Origin of the sequence: Nostoc sp. DedQUE05 (assembly GCF_034530955.1) — a bacterium.
In the GTDB taxonomy this organism is placed as follows: Bacteria; Cyanobacteriota; Cyanobacteriia; order Cyanobacteriales; family Nostocaceae; genus Nostoc.
Genome location: NZ_JAVRCB010000012.1, coordinates 65,995 through 82,324, shown reverse-complemented (window position 1 = coordinate 82,324; position 16,330 = coordinate 65,995). Strand labels below are relative to the sequence as shown.

Here is a 16,330-nt window from a genome sequence, read left to right as displayed (position 1 = left end):
ATTTAGTAGTAGCTGGATGATACGCCTGATAAATAATAACTGGTTAGTCGTCATATTGTGCTAAAATATGACGACTAATTTTAGACCCACGATTTACTGGGGTTTACCTTAATTTCTGTGCCAAGAGACTTTGGGCAGAATTTGCTTATGATCGACTCGCGTCTGATACTTGATAGCAAAGTTTAACAGAGAATCGAGTAAAGAATCAGAGAGCAAGTGAGGCTGTAAACCTAAATCGAGTAATTTAGTGTTTTTAGCGTTGAAATAATGTTCTTCTTTCTCGACTCTGGGATTATCTAAGTGATTGATTTCTACATTCAATCCCATAGCGTTACCAGCTTTTTTCACCATCAATGCCAAGTCGCCGACGCTGAATTGTTCGGTAAATTGGTTAAATACGCGGAATTCACCAGCCTCGGCAGGGTTAGCGATCGCTAATTCCACACATCTGACTGTATCCCGAATATCCAAAAATCCGCGAGTTTGTCCACCTTTACCGTAGACAGTTAACGGATGTCCAATTGCTGCTTGAATACAAAAGCGGTTTAGTGCAGTACCAAACACACCATCGTAATCCAGCCGATTAATCAATAGTTCGTCCATCCCCGTTTCTTCGGTTAAGACGCCATAAACTACACCCTGATTTAAATCAGTTGCCCGCAATCCCCAAATCCGGCAAGCAAAGTGGATGTTATGACTATCATGGACTTTGCTTAAGTGGTACATTGAACCGGGCTGCTTGGGATAAGGTAGGGTATCCTTGCGTCCATTGTGTTCAATGGTGATATACCCTTCTTCGATATCAATATTGGGTGTACCGTATTCGCCCATCGTCCCCAGCTTCACCAAATGACAGTCGGGGAAATCTTCCCGCATAGCGTACAGCAAGTTCAACGTCCCAACTACATTATTGACCTGAGTAACAACTGCATGTTCTCGGTCAATCATGGAAAATGGGGCCGAACGCTGTTCGCCAAAATGCACCAGAGCATTTGGCTGAAATTGCTGTAATGTTTTATGGAGAAACTCGTAATTCGTAATATCGCCGATGAACAAGTCAATCGATTTACCCGTCAAATCTTGCCAGCGCTGGAGACGTTGTTGAATTAGTGCGATCGGAGTGAGAGTTTCGACACCAAGTTCATTATCCCAGTGCCGCCGCACCAAACTATCTAAAATTCCAACTTCATAACCTCGATTGGAAAGGTAAAGAGCAGTTGCCCAACCGCAATATCCATCACCACCAATAACCAGGACTTTCATCTTCACCAGTTTTTACTCGCTGATAGCTAAATCTATCAGGTTTCTGTACCCTCTCAATCATCATTCTGGGGGAGATGTGGATTTTGGGCATTGGGCATTGGGCATTGGGCATTGGGCATTGGGCATTGGGAATTGGTCAATAATCAATAATTCTTCTTCCCCTGCCTCCCCTGCCTCCCCTGCTCCCTCATCCCCCTCATGCCCCATGCCCCATGCCCAATTTAAAACTTTAAAATCCGATACTCCTGGGCAATGTAATAAAACAAACGATAGTATTCTTGAAAATCTTGGCTCTTGCTTCGTCCGCGCAAATAGTATTTCACTTGACTCTGAGTTAGTGTCAGTGTCATTGAACCTAATCGTCGATCAACTTCTACAACCAGCACCCCAGATACTCCTTGGGCGGTTTGAAAGTTGGGTTTGAGCTTTTTCTCTGATTCTTGGTTTGTAACAATCGAATTCGGTAGCTGCTGACTTGCCCACCCTCGAATTTCCACCGTTTTGTTCTGGGGTGAAATCAACGCAATTCCATCACCATTTTCTGATGCTGCTAAAGAAATCCAGTTACTCGGATACGGAAATTCAAAGCCATAACGGGAGTTGCTATAAGTTTTCCAGGCGATCGCTCCAGCGTTAAAATTATTTGCAGTACAACCCCACAAAATTATTAACACGGCAATAACTCCGCTAACGCTGACGGCAAACCGATAAATTCTTCGCTCCAAACTACAGGTTTTATTAGCAGTAGTCATTTACATCACACATTTTGCCAAAGTCACTGATTTCATAGAAATACCAGGAAATACCAGAAACTCTGATCTTGCACTATTCTCAATCAGCTAACTAGTAATCTGCCACATCAATTTTAAGAGATTCGTAGTGAGCGATTTATCGCTCAATTTCAAGGGCTAGAGCCACTAATGATGATGCCAGCAACCCAAAATATAAATAAATGTAACGAAATAGACGTTAAAACGTTTTACTGTCTTGACAACCAATAAAAGAACCGATAACTTGATATACATACCCGGGTAAGACCGTTAAAGAGTTATATGCAAACGCAAACTAAGCAAAAGGTCACTTTGTATTTATCGCCAGAGTTGCACAGAAAACTGAAGATTCGTTCAGCAGTTGATTCCGAGCCAATGTCAGAACTTGCCGAACGTGCCCTTGGTTTTTACCTATCCAATCAAGAATTGGTTGACGAGTTAGAAGACTCTTCTTATGGGCGGACTCATAGAGTTTATTCATGCCCAACTTGTGATAGCTCACTAGTCTTACGTGATGGGGAACTGGTTACTTTAGGCAATCAACCAGGAGTAGTTGGTCAAGAGCATCTTTCTCTCGATGAGATGGATGAAGATAAAACCAATCCCAAAAGTGAGGAAGAGTTAGTTCCTTGCTAGATAGATATTCATGATTAGGTTGTCTTTACCAGAAGCAATGTCTCTACTGTCTCTATAAGGTCTCAAGTAGGTCGAAGTATGAACGAAGAGCTCAAGATCCTAATTCAAGCTCAATACCCTTTAATCTACCTTGTTACCTCCGAGGAAGAGCGGGCCGAGCAAGCAATTTCCACTATCGCCCAGTTGTTAAAGCCCCAGCGTCGGGTATTTGTTTGGACAGTAACACACGGGATTGTTGAGTACGGTCAACCCCGGAATGTTACCCAACATAATACCGTGTCTCCAGAAGCGGCGATTGAGTGGATTATCCGGCAGAAAGAAGCAAGTATATTTATTCTTAAAGATTTACATCCCTTTATAGATGCGCCTGCAACTAACCGATCGCTGCGTGATGCGATCGCTAGTTTCAAAGGTATGCAAAAGAACATCGTTTTGATGTCTCCGATGCAACAAGTACCTATAGAACTGGAAAAAGAAGTTGTGGTTCTCGACTTTACATTGCCAGATATGGCTGAGTTGAATAAAGTCTTAACTCACCATATAGAGCAAAATCGTGGTCGGCGACTGACAACAGAAGCCAGAGAAAAACTTCTCAGAGCTGCTTTAGGTCTAACTAAAGATGAAGCGGAGAAAGTCTACCGTAAGGCACAGGTAACTAAAGAGCGTTTAACGGAAGATGAAGTAGACATCGTTTTATCTGAGAAAAAGCAACTAATTCGGCGCAATGGCATCTTAGAATATATTGAAGAAGATGAAACTATTGATGCTGTAGGTGGCTTAGAAGAGTTAAAAAGATGGCTCAAGCAACGCTCTAACGCTTTCACAGAAAGAGCGAGAGAGTACGGTTTGCCTCAACCAAAGGGGATGTTAATTTTAGGAGTTCCCGGTTGCGGTAAGTCATTGATTGCCAAAACTACTTCCCGGCTGTGGGGTTTACCACTGTTGCGGTTAGATATGGGGCGAGTCTACGACGGCTCAATGGTGGGACGAAGTGAGGCAAATCTGCGAAACGCCCTGAAAACAGCAGAATCTATTTCTCCAGCGATTTTGTTTATCGATGAATTGGATAAATCCTTTGCTGGTAGTGGAGGTTCCTCTGATTCTGATGGGGGGACTTCAAGTAGAATCTTCGGCTCTTTCCTCACCTGGATGCAAGATAAGAAATCACCAGTGTTCGTGATGGCAACTGCCAACCGAGTAGAACGCTTACCTGGCGAGTTCTTGAGGAAAGGACGCTTTGATGAAATTTTCTTTGTCGATCTGCCAACACCGGAAGAACGTCAACAGATTTTCAATATTCATCTGACCAAACGCCGTGAAGACATCTCTCGATTCGATCTTGAGCAATTAGCCAAGATGTCTGATGGCTTTTCTGGGGCAGAAATAGAGCAAGCGATCGTTGCGGCAATGTATGAAGCTTTTGCCCAAGATCGGGAGTTCACCCAACTAGATATTATTGCTGCACTGAAGGCAACATTACCGCTGTCTCGAACGATGCAAGAACAAGTAACGGCTCTGAGAGATTGGGCCAGACAGCGCGCACGCCCCGCAGCATCCTCCGTAGCTGAATATCAGCGAATGGAGTTTTAAAAGCTTTCCTCTGCCATCCCAGGGGGAAAGGCTAGCTGAAAATGCTAGCAGTTATAAGAAAAGCCGCATCTTGTTAAGCGCGGCTTCGCCCAAAACAAACCGTTGTCGTTTTTCTCAATCTTCTCATTGGAGGAAACCCAAATGTCTCACTTTAGCACCCTGCGTACCAAAATCACCGATGCCGAAATCCTCAAGGCTTCCTTGCGCGACCTCGGTATCAGCGTAAAGACTGAAGCTGATGTCCGTGGTTATAACGGTCAGCGTGTCCGTTCTGACATCGTTGCCGTGTTGGAAGGCGAATATGACCTCGGCTGGTCTCGCAATGGCGATGGTTCTTTTGACCTAATCGCTGACCTGTGGGGCGTTGCTAAGAAGCACAACCAAACCGAGTTGATCAACTCAATCAACCAAAAGTATGCCGTTAACAAAACTTTGGCTGAAGTGAAACAGCGCGGTTTGCAAAACGCCAATGTGAAGTTGGTATTGCAATAACAATTTCTCTGCGCGTTCCCAAAGCTGCACGGGTTAACCATATAAATAGCGGTTAGCCCGCTTTTGTTATCGGGACTGAGATGTATTTCTCAGTCCCGATTTTTTTAGAATCCAAAATGTAATGTAGGGTAGGTAATCATGATAAATGAAGCAGATATTCGCGACTTTTTAACAGACAATTTAGATATTATTGAGCCTGATCTGAAATTTATTCAGAAGGAGTTTAGTCTTGAAAATAGTCTTGGTGCTGGTGGTCGTATAGACATTTTAGCAAAAGATAAATTTGGGAGTTTTGTCATTATTGAAATCAAGAAAAGTGACAAAAATGCTAGACAGGCTCTACATGAACTGCTAAAGTATATGGCTTTGTTTAAAACGAATTATGGTTTGGCTGCCAAAAAGTGTAGATGTATTCTACTTTCTACCGAGTGGCATGAATTACTTATTCCATTTTCTGAATTCCATCGATTTGTTAACTATCAAATAGATGGTTATCAACTCATTCTTAATGAAGAAGGAATACCTATAAGTAAGAAGATTGTACCGTTAGTTCCAGAGAGTGAAGAAAGATTCATCTTCCCAATACACAATATTTTCTTATATGAAATAAATGAAGAGAGAGCAATAGCAACAGAAAAACTAAAAGGTATTTTAACAGAGCTAGAGATAAAAAATTACTATATTTTAGTTATAAATTACGAGGGTGATTCTAAAAATGTTTCCCCTTTTGCCCTGTATTTAGTTATTAATAAGTTTAAAAATTCTGAGAAACAGAGTATTAAAAAAACATTAAATATCTTTGATGCTGATGATGAGTTTGATGAGGAGATAGATATTAAGCTGGTACTTGAATACAAAGCTTTGTCTGAAATTACTAATAGGCTAATGGATTTAATAGACACTATAGAAGGTACATCTGAAACGCTTCAAGGCATGATGTCTAATGGATGGAATATTAATAAAATTTATACAGGTAATCAATTATCTCTAAATTTGTTAATAACTGATGAGGAAATTATAAAAGAAATTACAAGTTTTGAAGGTGGAAACTCCATTATTTATACATCAGTTACTACTCCTAAAAATCAATCTTCATGGAAAGCAACTTCTGAAGGATTAAAGCATTTTTTATATGGGAATGATTTATGGCAAATTGGGTGTGACTGGTTTTTTAATAAAGTAGAATCTGTGAGCAGAGAAGCTACCGTAAATTTAAGAATTTATTATGGCTCTGATATATTATTTAGCCTATATAACTATTTCTGTAGAGGTGTTTCTTACTTGCCAACTCTTGAAATAGTGGCTCAAATCGCAGGACAACCAAACAAAACTATTATTCTAGTCGGTTCTCTAGAATGGGATAGACATACTTTTCCTAACGCAGGTTCAATTTTTAATAAAAATAATCCTTTGGATCTTTTTTCTAAGCAAAAACTTTACTTTAAAGAAGAACCATTATATGAACTTCTCATGATGCACAAACATGGCATTGAATACTCCCTGTTTGAAATAACTATAGAGCAAAATACTCAGGCTGTTATTAAACGTCTAGAGCTAGAAGAAGATGACATTGTAACTTTATTACCCATAACAGATGAAGTAGGATTAAGCTTAAGAGATTTCTTTATACACAATCGTGGCTATATTGAAGAGCTTTGTTACATTGGAGGTTCATGTTTTCACTTCGTAAGCTGAGATATATATAGCAATCCTAAATTATTTTTCAAAGATAAAAAGGCTCAAAAGCCTGAAATACGTACTTTTACTCATCATGGCGAGCGGCGGTGCGGAAGCGAACTGGTAAAATTTATTTCTATGGAAGCAGTGCGACTAGGAACTAGGTAAATCAAAAAAGGCTGTTTTGCAGCATTAGCTAATGCTAAAACTTCGCGTAAGTTTTCGTTGTGAGCAATTATTCCATTTGCATTGTAAGCGATATATTGATTTTTATATAAATCTAATAACATCTGGCGGTTACGATTTAACCACTTGAACATTTCATCTGTTTCTCTTTTAGAGGGAGTTGTGTTCATATATTTAATATTGTCCGTGGATCTGGAATATATCTGGCACTATTTTAATTGTCTGGTGCAAGAGGTGAGCTACTAAACCTGATTTAAATTTAAATCTAAAATAAACTCACTACTAGAACCAAACCCTACACCTGTAAAATTTTGCTTGTTTCTGGTAATGTGTAGTGCGCGATCGCATCCCAGAAGATCCACTTTTGCACCTATAGCTTAGACTTAAATAAAAGCTTAGTATCGATGAATCAAAGTCTAAGTGGTACTCCCAGCCTGGAAAAACACACTCATCAAAATCCTGTTATTACCAAACAGCAGCTATTTGGCAAGCAACTAATTGTCCTTGTCTTGGAAATGCTTCTGGCATTACCTCTGGGTTTACTCCTCGCAAAGTTCCAAATTGGCAGGATTGCCTGGATATTTGGCGGGATTGCGGCTGGTACAGTGGTTCTTCAAGGGTGTCGAATTTTTTATCAATATTCCCCCCAACCTAACCGCACTGCTAGAAAAGTGGGAATGGCACTTGTCGGCTTAACTGTCGGCGCTTCCAATTCCCACGCTAATCTAGCTAGTATTGCTTCCGGTATTCCTATATTTATTTTTCTTACCTTATTTCTGCTGCTGAGTGGAGGCTGTATCGGTTACATTTACTCTCGCATCAGCAAAACTAACTTATTTACAGCAATGCTGGCTACAGTTCCTGGCGGTGTCGGAATTATGGCAGCGATCGCTGCCGATTACAATAAAAATGTTAGCTTGGTTGCCCTAGTACAGGCGATTCGCGTTACCTGTGTAGTTATTCTAATTCCCTTCATCGCTAGGACATCAGCTGGTAATGATTATCCGCAAACACTCCCAATCAAAGCTGCTTGGCTCAATCTCGATCCATCTCAACTAGAATTACTCTTGTTAGTACTGGTAATTACTGGATTAGTAGTTTATCCAGCTATATTATTTAAAATTCCCGCCGGCGATTTCTTTGGTGCATTGTTGATTGGTATCGGGTTTAATCCTTTGCTACATTGGCTGCCTTTTGTAGGTGATATTAGCTTTAGTCCGCCGCCAATAATAAACTTATTGGGCCAAATGCTGTTGGGAATTACGATTGGTGAATATTGGGGAGACAAACCTAACTTTAGAAAGCGGACTGTCGCCTATGCCTTGATGTCTGTGGGGATGACTCTCGTAGCTGGAGCGATCGCTGCTATACTTGCGATGCAATTAACCTCTTGGGACTGGTTAACTTGTCTTTTAGTCACAGCACCAGGAGGATCGGCAGAAATGATCTTAGTTTCCCTGGCATTGAATCATAATGTTGAAATTGTCACAACTGGTCATTTAGTACGACTAATTGCGATTAATAGTTCTCTACCGCTTTGGCTGTTTTTGTTTCGCCGTCTGGATAAGCAACTTTCTGAACCAGTTTAATTGATAAAGGCATTAGGAATGGGGCATGGAGTATGGGAAAGAGGACAAGGTCACTTAGAGAATTGGGGACAAGGGGAAAGACTTGTTGTAAGTTCTAAGCTTTTGTCACCTTGTCTCCCTTGCCCACTCCCAACTTTTAAAAATGCAACTTGAATGCTGATAGCTTATTCTTTTGTTGTTATTCAAATACTAAGGATGCTTTAAATGGTTGCCCAAATCCAAGAACTTGAAGCGCAGCATTGGGTTAAAACTCGTTCTTCCCTCGACCCTAGCGAATCCACTTTCCTGATTTGGAAAGGTAAAATTTACGCTTTTATCCCCGGTGAGAAAAGACAACTCCTGTTTAAGATGCTGGGATTAAGCGTTAGCCGATGTATTCCCACAGCAGAGGGTAGCTGGGATTTTACTTCTAGGGAACTAACTTACTACCTCAACCCAAAAACAGATGAGGTTTTATCCAAATGGGAAAACCCCTGGACAGGCGAGACAGTTCCGGTGATTCACGTTGCCAATAATCCTGTGCAGGGAAAGTTTGAAGGAAACTTCCCCGCACAGGTCGATGGTGACAGCACAACCTTCGTTTTTGATATATTTCCTTATTACCCCAATCCCTTAGCAGACGATCGCAAATTTGCTGAATACAGCCCAAATCCAATTTATCAAGCAGCGGAATTGTTTAAATTAACTGTGCCAACCGCAGATTTATTCAACCCAGCACTGAAATCTGTTTCTGAACTCAAATTGAGTTGGGATCGAATTGGTCAATGGCTTCCCTGGATGAAAATGGGCGATCGCCCCGGTCAGCTAATCTACAGTGCTGTTGGCAGCAAAGTCAATGGTTTAACAGAACTGCCCCCAGTGCTGCAAGACGAAATTAATAACCGTATTCCTCTATATAAGCAAGCCCCAAAAGCATTGACAGATGGCGAAGATATGACTTCCTGGTTGTACTTCCAAAAGCACTTTCAAGCTTACTTGGCTGGTGAAGTCTTCCCGCTTCCTCAAGCAGAAGAATTTTGACATCCTCCCCTCTTGAGAAAAGTGCAGGGTGGTTTCATTTGATGGTAGAAAAATGTGTAAGCCCTAAATTTCCATTCAATTGTGATTTAGTTTCCATAGTTAACCGACAAAGAAATAAGAGTATGGGATTTTTCTCTCGTTATATGAAATCACCCTGCTCCCCCTTGAGAGAATCTTTTAAAAGTCTATTTTGACCCAATCTAAAATCTAAAATCCCAAATTGGTATGACTCACGAACAACAAACTGCAATAGAAGGTATCTATGAAATCTGTATCGGCATCACAGAGCCAATTTCTGCAATTCAGTATTGGGAGCAATTTGGCTATCGCATTGGTCAAGTGGGTCAATTAACCGCAGATGTAGCCAATCAATTATATGGTGTGAATTCATCTTTACGCTCAATCCGCCTCTACCACCAAAATGCAGATCATGGTTTGATTCGGCTGATGGTTTGGCAAAACCCCACCCATCAAGGTTTAGGAACAGCGTCGATGAAAATTAAGGGAAATCGCTGGGCGGCAAGCTTAACAGCAGATGTGTTAAGTATCTTAAATCATATAGAAAATGCAAAAGCCGCAGGTTTGCCTATTAGGCACACTAACCCTTATTGGGAAGTCATCTACAACAAAGAGAGGAAAAGCCGTCCATTTATTGAGCCAGCAGTTGGTGTACGAGAAATGCTGCTACTGCAACCCTTAGCTCGCCAGCTTCTATTTCAACGGTTTGGCTATACACTACCGGATTACGGACAAGTTAACCACAATGCTGCTCTCAAGGCTAGTCAGTTTACCCATATGGGGATCATCGTTCAAGATGATAGCAAAGAAACCCTGAAGTTTTATGAAGAAGTTTTAGGTTTGCTGCGTGTGCGTGATGGTGTCGAAACTAGCTATGAATCTTCGCCAGCCGGTCGAGATATTTTTGACCTTAATCCTGGTGAAAAGTTTATTCTCACTACCTTTGATGATCCTCGTTCTTCTAAGTCTGACTTGATGGCTGTACGCAGTGGTAGGCTTTACATCATTCGATTCCCAGAAAATATTAATTTAGAATCGCACTTTGAGGCAGCCCAACCAGGTAGCTTGGGTATGTCTTTATATACCTATCGGGTTAAGGGAATACAGGAGTATTACGATCGCATCAAGGCAAGTACTGTACAAAAAGTTACAGATATTATTAGTAATGAGTTTGGCGAGCCGAGTTTTTCCTTTGTTGCACCAGATGGCTACTTCTGGACTTTGCTAAAAGGTAATTAACTAGTGCAAGAGGAGTAGGGAGCAGGGCAGTAGGGAGAGAACCCGCAAATTAATAGTACATTTATACTAAACTGAAGTTCTTTATCAATCACCAAGAATTTGATTTTCCTAAACTGCATCAGTATGAACCCTGTTCGGATCTCAAATAGGATTGCTATAGATGGGATTGGCGTTTAAACTAATCCCTCCAACTGCCGCGATCGGTTCGCTATTGAAATTAGAGAGTGCCTCCATACCTGATTGGACAATAACAATACCACATCCATCGGTACGCACTACAGGCGCTTTTTCAAACAAGTCAACTTGAAACCCTTCTTGAATAAGCAAACTGGCAAGATAAGCTCCTGATGTCCCTGCGCCGATAATACCTATCTTGCTGTTGGAAGAAACCATCTGTGACTCTCTTGATTTAATCTTGTTTAGATGATACTTGATTGAGATATTATCTTAAATAGTAAGCCATAAAGTTGTTTATAGGGCGATGCCTGTGGCGGGCTATGCTTACGCTAATAATCACCTGTGTTTAACTGAAATGAAAAGGCTCAAGTAGTTATTAGACTTATAACAAGCTCAATAATACATCCAGCTAAAAGCAAAATAAATTTCATATTTAATTAATATCTCATTTAAGCTGGCGGTTGTATCTTTTGAAGTTCTTTAATTGCTTCGATATGGGCTTGATTTACCTTCGTATGCTCCTCTACTGCTTCAGAATATACATCTGTTGAAGGATCTTCTATTAGTCTGTGCGCCAAATCTTGAAATTTCTGCGCGTGTTCGTGCATGGTTTTTCCATAGGCTTCGATACGTTCTTTTTGTTCGGGATCGATTTGGTCATCTGTTTCTAAACTCTTACCCAATTCTTGTATCTCTTTGCTATGCTCAATTGCTTTTTGAGCATGTTTTTGTGCTGTCTTTATAGTCTGCTTTGAAACTTCATGCATAATATTAATCCCGACTCTCGTCTTAAAAGAACTATAAAATAAAATTCCTCTACCCCTTTGCTTCTTTCAACCAAATTTCGCCTCTTGGCCTGAACAATCAAATAGATGTAAACCTAACCGTTGGGAAAGTTCTTCACACACCTTTACCCCCCGCACACTATTACCACGCACATCTAGCAGTGGCGAAAAAACTCCAATGCCCATCTTATTGGGTACAACGGCAATAATCCCACCAGAAATACCGCTTTTCGCCGGAATCCCAATTTTATAAGCCCACTCACCTGCAAAGTTGTACATCCCGCAGGTATACATCACACTCAGAATATCTTTAATATAACGCTTATCTACCGCCTGTTCTTTGTTGATGGGGTTAATACCTCTGTTAGCCAGAGTAGCCGCCATCACTGCTAAGTCTTGACAATTCACCATCACAGCACACTGCTGGAAATAAAGATCCAGCGCCTCTTCAATATTTCGGTCAATCATGCCAAAGTTGAGCATCAAATGTGCCATTGCACGGTTGCGATGTCCTGTACTCCGTTCTGAGGTAAAAACTGAAATGTCAACGAATACGTCGCGGCTAATATATCGGTGAAACATATCCAGCATCCGATTCAGGCGTTCGGTAGGGCCGGAACCTTTGATTAAGCTAGTGGTGGCGATCGCACCTGCATTTACCATTGGATTATAAGGTCGCTTCGATTGCTCATCCAAAACAATCGCGTTGAATGCATCTCCCGTCGGTTCAACGCCAACTCTAGTTAAAACATAATCCAGTCCATGATCTTCTAAGGCAAGTCCATAAGCAAACACCTTAGAAATCGACTGAATGGTAAAAAGTTGCTCGTAGTCCCCAACTTTGTAAACCTGACCATCTACTGTCACAATGCAAATGCTGAACAAATCCGGGTTTGCCTTTGCCAGTTCGGGAATGTATTTCGCTACTGCACCCTCTTGCAGAGACTTGTACTGGGAATGTAACTCGTTGAGAACAGCTTTTAATGGCGATGCTTCTATTTCTATATCTCCTGGATGTGCTTGGTTTGTCATTAGGCTGATGGCATTTCCCAAAATACCTACTATATATAGAAGAGGTACAGCTGTACATCCCTACAGTTACAAAGATTTTGTCAAAAACAGCTTGCTCTAAAAAATCATACTTGAGCAATTACTGAAAATAAACAAAATAAGACGTATATTTTGTTACAAACAGTATTTGCTGTTTAAGCGATCGCAAAGTTTTATTAATTTTTAAGTCATTAATCCTGAAAAATATTCCTTTGGGTATCGTCCTTTTTTTTATACTCAGCAATACGGTTACTTAAGGTTATATTTATCACCAACATCAGTCTAGTTATGGAGAATCAAAGTAATGATTGATGTAAGTAGAAAAAACTTTGAAAAAAGATATCAGACTCCAACTAATTTGCATAATTTTTTAAGATGCAACTCAGATCGCGACTTATTCATAGTTAAATCTAAATATTTCCTTAAATAAATAATTTTAAGTATTTATGCCGATGCCATTTAATTAAAGTTATATTACCTTCTTATAGGAAATAGCCAAAAACAATGTGATCTAGAATACACGAGTAGTTGTGAGCCTTTAGAAGTGATGTGAATAGGGTATCGCTACTTTAGTGTGAAATAAGCGTAAAGTTTTTTTAAGAAATTTTTGACTTACACAAAAAAGCGTTACATAGCCAAAGTCCGCTTTTGAGAAAGGTTTCGACCTTCAAATTGGAATGGGAATTTGAGAAAGTGGCCCATAGTTACGCTAAAACCCTGATCCCCAAGCTAAAAGGTTCGTGTTAGTCTGTTGCAGTTATAAAGAACAAAGTGAAAACGGAACGAGTTCGAGTTTTTCAAAAGGGAAATCACTTTCATTAGCGATCGATCCCGCAAGTTATAAAACTTTAAGTTCTACAGTCGCTTTCAAAAACGGACGCATGAATCAAAGACATTTGTGGACTATTGTTGCCCTGTTTATGGCTGTTTTGGGAGTACCCTCAGTCGGTTGCACTCAAACCACTAAAGGAAATGCGCTAGCATCCCAAAAATCACCCGCCCCTGATGTGGTTAAGGTGGGAGAGTTCCAATCAACAGCAGGGAAACAAACCTTGGATGCTGTGATTACAGAAATTCATCCTCACAACATCAAAGGACGTAAGGCGGCAACTCTTTTTATCAAAAATATACCTGTTCTCACCTTTTTGAGTTCTGTATCAAATACGAATCTTGAGACTAAAAAAGTTGGTGCAATTGGCAATACTGGGGGCGTACAAGGGTACGCCCTTATTGCTAGCAATTCATCAAATGCATTGAATACTGGGAACGTAACAGATGCGAGTAACCAGATTAGCTCCACTGACAATGACCCGGTTCAGATAGCTGGTGTAATAGCAGCTAAGATCAACCAGTTGAATCGGGAAAACGTGGACGGGAGTAAGATTACCGTCAGTTGGAAAGCAGGGGAAAAATCTACTGTCAATCAAGCGCAAAACAAAAGCGTCCCCCTCCAACAAGATGGCGATCGCTATGTAATTAAAATTAATGGTGAAGAGTTGGTTGAAATCAGCGAAGGTACGCGATTAGCAGGTAGTACCAACGATCTAGCGCAAGATGCATTGCAAGCAACCAATCGCTTGCGGAGACTACTAGGCAATGCATCTCCCCTAAAAGAGATTGCAAATTTACCAGTCCGTCAACAAATATCAATACCAAAGCTGCCTCAACAGATTGCTGTCGGAGTAGTGCGAGCCACCCTGAGAGGAATGGCTTCTTATTACGGCTATGATGGTTCTGGTAATCGCACTGCTAGCGGTCAGAGATTTAATCCAGAAGCAATGACTGCCGCTCATCGCAGTTTACCCTTTGGTACGCAAGTTCGTGTAACTAACACTCGCAACGGTCGTTCTGTAGTGCTGCGGATTAATGACCGAGGCCCATTCATTCGGGGTCGAGTCATTGACGTGTCTGCCGGTGCGGCTCGAATTTTGGGAATGATGGGCAGTGGCGTAGCACCAGTGCATATTGAGGTATTGGGGAAATAATCTAGGGACTGGGGACTGGGGATTAGGGGCTGGGGACTAGGAAAAAGTATTTTCAATCCCCAATGCCCAATACCCAATGCCCAATGCCCAATGCCCAATCCCAGTTCCGTATCACTTAATTCCCCTAGTTCAATCAACTCTTCCCTCTATTTCGGATATAAACTAACGGGGGAGGGATCGATAAGAACTAGGGGTATTTTTGTGCGCCTGCTGACAACAGTCGCAGCTTTACGCTGCTATTTAACTAAACGCTGCTCAGAAAACAAGCTAATTGCGGTTACTGAGGATCTGAGACTAGATGAGATGACTGGCTGGTATCAGACGGCAGTCGGTCTGGTGCCAACGATGGGAAATTTGCATCAAGGTCATTTAAGCTTAATCCAACGGGCGCGGCACGAAAATTCTACGGTGATTGTGAGTATTTTCGTCAATCCCCTGCAATTTGCTCCTAACGAGGATTATCAACGCTATCCCCGCACTTTAGAGCAAGACCAACAACTTTGCGAACAAGCTGGGGTAGATGCCATTTTTGCACCGAGTCCTGAAGAGATGGCTGTTCCTCAGAAGAGTATACAAGAATCAAAGGTTACACAAGTTATCCCCCCATCTGCTATGATAACAGGCTTGTGTGGTCGTTCTCGGCAAGGTCATTTTCAGGGTGTCGCTACGATTGTTACCAAACTTTTCAATTTGGTACAGCCTGACCGTGCCTACTTTGGTGAAAAGGATGGTCAGCAACTAGCAATTATTAAACGCTTAGTAGCTGACTTAAATTTGCCAGTAGAAATTGTTGCTTGTCCAACAGTACGGGAAGCGTCGGGTCTGGCGTTCAGTTCTCGCAATCAATATTTGACTGCAACGGCAAAAGAGCAAGCGGCGGTGTTATATCGGGGTTTGCGACGAGCTGAAGCCGCATTCATTGCAGGCGATCGCAATAGTAACAAGTTGATAGCAGTGGTACAGCAAGAAGTGGCAATGGTCAGCACGGCCTGTGTGGAATATATTGAATTGGTTGAACCGACTACGTTGATGTCTTTAGAAAAAGTTGAGGAGGAAGGAATGTTGGCGATCGCAGCTCGTCTTGGTGCTACACGTTTGATTGACAATCTCATATTGCGCGATCGTCAACCCATTATCGCCATTGATGGCCCAGCCGGCGCTGGAAAATCCACAGTGGCGCGGCAAGTGGCAGCAAACCTGAATTTAGTTTATTTAGATACAGGAGCGATGTACCGTGCTGTCACTTGGTTAGTACTGCAAAAGGGTATTGCTATTGACGATGAGTGTGCGATCGCCGAATTAACTAATCAGTGTAAAATTGAACTGACTCCCACCCAGGATTTACAATCATCCGTACAGGTTTGGATTGATGGTACTGATGTTACCCAAGTGATTCGCACGATTGAGGTAACATCAAAAGTATCGGCGATCGCGGCACAAAGCGCAGTCCGTCAAGCACTGGTTAAACAACAACAAAAGTGGGGCAAAAAAGGTGGTTTAGTTGCTGAAGGTCGGGATATTGGTACTCATGTATTTCCCGATGCCGAAGTGAAAATCTTCTTAACCGCTTCTGTAAGCGAACGCGCCCGTCGCCGCCAGCAAGACTTTAACACCCAAGGTCAACTTGAAGTGAGTTTAGAACAGTTGGAACACGACATCGCCGAACGTGACTGGAAAGATAGTACACGCAAGGTTTCTCCTTTGCAGAAAGCAGCAGATGCGATCGAACTTCAAACTGATGGTTTGGATGTGTCTGAAGTCACGGCACAAATCGTTAACTATTACCAACAGCATTTATCTCAGTGTTAATTACTACTATTTGCTGTTAGTTTTTTAGTTTCAAAGGGTGGTGA

Annotated in this window: 16 protein-coding genes; 9 read left to right on the top strand and 7 right to left on the bottom strand. The window is 41.5% G+C overall.

Annotated features, from left to right (window positions below; genetic code table 11):
- Window positions 1-108: 108 nt before the first annotated feature.
- The 3 genes from RMZ42_RS11090 to RMZ42_RS11080 are packed head-to-tail and all read right to left on the bottom strand — an operon-like array spanning window position 109 to window position 2,015.
- Window positions 109-1,263: an NAD-dependent epimerase/dehydratase family protein gene (locus tag RMZ42_RS11090; protein ID WP_100899423.1), complete on the bottom strand. Its 1,155-nt coding sequence runs from the start codon at window positions 1,261-1,263 to the stop codon at window positions 109-111.
- Between the two features lie 60 nt (window positions 1,264-1,323).
- A complete protein-coding gene (locus RMZ42_RS11085; protein ID WP_322671478.1) occupies window positions 1,324-1,470 on the bottom strand; it encodes a histidine kinase in 147 nt (48 codons plus the stop codon).
- 14 nt (window positions 1,471-1,484) lie between these two features.
- Window positions 1,485-2,015 carry a hypothetical protein gene (locus tag RMZ42_RS11080; RefSeq protein ID WP_322671477.1) on the bottom strand — a complete coding sequence of 177 codons (531 nt, stop codon included), beginning with the start codon at window positions 2,013-2,015 and terminating at the stop codon, window positions 1,485-1,487.
- Between the two features lie 300 nt (window positions 2,016-2,315).
- Between RMZ42_RS11080 and RMZ42_RS11075 the strand changes: the two genes are divergently transcribed.
- The 4 genes from RMZ42_RS11075 (at window position 2,316) to RMZ42_RS11060 (ending at window position 6,446) form a co-directional block, all read left to right on the top strand.
- Window positions 2,316-2,669 carry a hypothetical protein gene (locus tag RMZ42_RS11075; protein WP_322671476.1) on the top strand — a complete coding sequence of 118 codons (354 nt, stop codon included), beginning with the start codon at window positions 2,316-2,318 and terminating at the stop codon, window positions 2,667-2,669.
- 78 nt (window positions 2,670-2,747) lie between these two features.
- Window positions 2,748-4,259, top strand: coding sequence for an AAA family ATPase (locus RMZ42_RS11070; RefSeq protein ID WP_322671475.1), 1,512 nt, complete (start codon window positions 2,748-2,750; stop codon window positions 4,257-4,259).
- 141 nt (window positions 4,260-4,400) lie between these two features.
- A complete protein-coding gene (locus RMZ42_RS11065; protein ID WP_094350625.1) occupies window positions 4,401-4,751 on the top strand; it encodes a DUF1257 domain-containing protein in 351 nt (116 codons plus the stop codon).
- A gap of 138 nt (window positions 4,752-4,889) precedes the next feature.
- Window positions 4,890-6,446, top strand: a complete 1,557-nt coding sequence (locus RMZ42_RS11060; RefSeq protein WP_322671474.1) for an endonuclease NucS domain-containing protein — start codon at window positions 4,890-4,892, stop codon at window positions 6,444-6,446.
- A gap of 74 nt (window positions 6,447-6,520) precedes the next feature.
- Here the strand turns inward: RMZ42_RS11060 and RMZ42_RS11055 are convergent, their stop codons facing one another.
- Window positions 6,521-6,784 carry a DUF5678 domain-containing protein gene (locus tag RMZ42_RS11055; RefSeq protein ID WP_322671473.1) on the bottom strand — a complete coding sequence of 88 codons (264 nt, stop codon included), beginning with the start codon at window positions 6,782-6,784 and terminating at the stop codon, window positions 6,521-6,523.
- Window positions 6,785-7,018: 234 nt separating this feature from the next.
- Between RMZ42_RS11055 and RMZ42_RS11050 the strand changes: the two genes are divergently transcribed.
- From RMZ42_RS11050 to RMZ42_RS11040, 3 genes are all read left to right on the top strand, one after another.
- Window positions 7,019-8,203, top strand: a complete 1,185-nt coding sequence (locus RMZ42_RS11050; protein WP_322671472.1) for an AbrB family transcriptional regulator — start codon at window positions 7,019-7,021, stop codon at window positions 8,201-8,203.
- A gap of 204 nt (window positions 8,204-8,407) precedes the next feature.
- Complete coding sequence (locus RMZ42_RS11045) at window positions 8,408-9,223, top strand: DUF1838 domain-containing protein (protein WP_322671471.1); 816 nt, start codon at window positions 8,408-8,410, stop codon at window positions 9,221-9,223.
- Window positions 9,224-9,448: 225 nt separating this feature from the next.
- On the top strand, window positions 9,449-10,480 hold the full coding sequence (locus tag RMZ42_RS11040; protein WP_322671470.1) for a VOC family protein: 1,032 nt from the start codon (window positions 9,449-9,451) through the stop codon (window positions 10,478-10,480).
- A gap of 141 nt (window positions 10,481-10,621) precedes the next feature.
- Here the strand turns inward: RMZ42_RS11040 and RMZ42_RS11035 are convergent, their stop codons facing one another.
- From RMZ42_RS11035 to glsA, 3 genes are all read right to left on the bottom strand, one after another.
- Window positions 10,622-10,873: an FAD-dependent oxidoreductase gene (locus tag RMZ42_RS11035; RefSeq protein WP_322671469.1), complete on the bottom strand. Its 252-nt coding sequence runs from the start codon at window positions 10,871-10,873 to the stop codon at window positions 10,622-10,624.
- 233 nt (window positions 10,874-11,106) lie between these two features.
- Window positions 11,107-11,424, bottom strand: a complete 318-nt coding sequence (locus RMZ42_RS11030) for a hypothetical protein (protein WP_322671468.1) — start codon at window positions 11,422-11,424, stop codon at window positions 11,107-11,109.
- Window positions 11,425-11,490: 66 nt separating this feature from the next.
- Window positions 11,491-12,474 (bottom strand): glutaminase A, encoded by a 984-nt coding sequence (gene glsA, locus RMZ42_RS11025; protein ID WP_322671467.1) that lies wholly within the window; start codon window positions 12,472-12,474, stop codon window positions 11,491-11,493.
- An 899-nt stretch (window positions 12,475-13,373) separates the two neighbouring features.
- Here glsA and RMZ42_RS11020 point away from each other — a divergent pair.
- Window positions 13,374-14,477, top strand: coding sequence for a septal ring lytic transglycosylase RlpA family protein (locus tag RMZ42_RS11020; protein ID WP_322671466.1), 1,104 nt, complete (start codon window positions 13,374-13,376; stop codon window positions 14,475-14,477).
- A gap of 201 nt (window positions 14,478-14,678) precedes the next feature.
- Window positions 14,679-16,286, top strand: coding sequence for a bifunctional pantoate--beta-alanine ligase/(d)CMP kinase (locus RMZ42_RS11015; RefSeq protein ID WP_322671465.1), 1,608 nt, complete (start codon window positions 14,679-14,681; stop codon window positions 16,284-16,286).
- Window positions 16,287-16,330: the final 44 nt, after the last annotated feature.

What these genes read in the sequence shown, in the direction of transcription:
- RMZ42_RS11090 (WP_100899423.1), bottom strand. Translation starts at nt 1,263, where the DNA reads ATGAAAGTCCTGGTTATTGGTGGTGATGGATATTGCGGTTGGGCAACT.
- RMZ42_RS11085 (WP_322671478.1), bottom strand. Translation starts at nt 1,470, where the DNA reads ATGGGGCATGAGGGGGATGAGGGAGCAGGGGAGGCAGGGGAGGCAGGG.
- RMZ42_RS11080 (WP_322671477.1), bottom strand. Translation starts at nt 2,015, where the DNA reads ATGACTACTGCTAATAAAACCTGTAGTTTGGAGCGAAGAATTTATCGG.
- RMZ42_RS11075 (WP_322671476.1), top strand. Translation starts at nt 2,316, where the DNA reads ATGCAAACGCAAACTAAGCAAAAGGTCACTTTGTATTTATCGCCAGAG.
- RMZ42_RS11070 (WP_322671475.1), top strand. Translation starts at nt 2,748, where the DNA reads ATGAACGAAGAGCTCAAGATCCTAATTCAAGCTCAATACCCTTTAATC.
- RMZ42_RS11065 (WP_094350625.1), top strand. Translation starts at nt 4,401, where the DNA reads ATGTCTCACTTTAGCACCCTGCGTACCAAAATCACCGATGCCGAAATC.
- RMZ42_RS11060 (WP_322671474.1), top strand. Translation starts at nt 4,890, where the DNA reads ATGATAAATGAAGCAGATATTCGCGACTTTTTAACAGACAATTTAGAT.
- RMZ42_RS11055 (WP_322671473.1), bottom strand. Translation starts at nt 6,784, where the DNA reads ATGAACACAACTCCCTCTAAAAGAGAAACAGATGAAATGTTCAAGTGG.
- RMZ42_RS11050 (WP_322671472.1), top strand. Translation starts at nt 7,019, where the DNA reads ATGAATCAAAGTCTAAGTGGTACTCCCAGCCTGGAAAAACACACTCAT.
- RMZ42_RS11045 (WP_322671471.1), top strand. Translation starts at nt 8,408, where the DNA reads ATGGTTGCCCAAATCCAAGAACTTGAAGCGCAGCATTGGGTTAAAACT.
- RMZ42_RS11040 (WP_322671470.1), top strand. Translation starts at nt 9,449, where the DNA reads ATGACTCACGAACAACAAACTGCAATAGAAGGTATCTATGAAATCTGT.
- RMZ42_RS11035 (WP_322671469.1), bottom strand. Translation starts at nt 10,873, where the DNA reads ATGGTTTCTTCCAACAGCAAGATAGGTATTATCGGCGCAGGGACATCA.
- RMZ42_RS11030 (WP_322671468.1), bottom strand. Translation starts at nt 11,424, where the DNA reads ATGCATGAAGTTTCAAAGCAGACTATAAAGACAGCACAAAAACATGCT.
- glsA (WP_322671467.1), bottom strand. Translation starts at nt 12,474, where the DNA reads ATGACAAACCAAGCACATCCAGGAGATATAGAAATAGAAGCATCGCCA.
- RMZ42_RS11020 (WP_322671466.1), top strand. Translation starts at nt 13,374, where the DNA reads ATGAATCAAAGACATTTGTGGACTATTGTTGCCCTGTTTATGGCTGTT.